This is a genomic window from Synechococcus sp. R6-10, from assembly GCF_047461815.1.
Classification (GTDB): Bacteria; Cyanobacteriota; Cyanobacteriia; order Thermostichales; family Thermostichaceae; genus Thermostichus.
This window is the reverse complement of the sequence record NZ_JANSHW010000710.1, coordinates 1-603: the sequence shown is the minus strand read 5'-3', so window position 1 is coordinate 603 and position 603 is coordinate 1. Positions and strand designations below refer to the sequence as shown.

Here is a 603-nt window from a genome sequence, read left to right as displayed (position 1 = left end):
GAGCGTCGGCGAGCTGCGGCGCGTGGCGGAGATTGTGCCCTATCCGTGCATCGTGCGTCCTGCCTATACACTGGGCGGCACGGGCGGCGGAATCGCGCGCACACCCGACGAGCTGCTCGAAATCGGTGCGCGGGGGCTGGAGCTGTCGATGCGCTCGCAGATCTTAGTAGAGCGCTCGCTGCTGGGCTGGAAGGAGATTGAGTACGAGGTGATGCGCGACGGCGCGGACAACGCCATTGTGGTGTGCAACATGGAGAACTTAGATCCGATGGGCGTGCATACAGGCGATTCGATGGTCGTTGCGCCATCGCAGACGCTGAGCGATTTCGAGTACCAGCTGCTTCGCACAGCGTCGCTGCGCATTATCCGCGCGCTGGGCATTCAGGGCGGGTGCAATGTGCAGCTGGCGTTGAACCCCAACGGCAGCGACTACTATGTGATTGAGGTCAACCCGCGCGTGAGCCGTTCCAGCGCGCTGGCGTCCAAAGCGACGGGCTACCCGATTGCGCGAATCGCCGCCAAAATCGCCATCGGGCTGCGCTTGGACGAGATTCGCAACCCCATCACGGGCACTTCGGCGGCGTTCGAGCCTGCGCTGGACTA

General features: G+C 63.7%; 1 pseudogene. It reads left to right on the top strand.

The features are described 5' to 3' along the window. Window positions 1–603 (top strand): annotated as a pseudogene (locus tag NW837_RS15460) (carbamoyl-phosphate synthase large subunit); the annotation flags it as partial.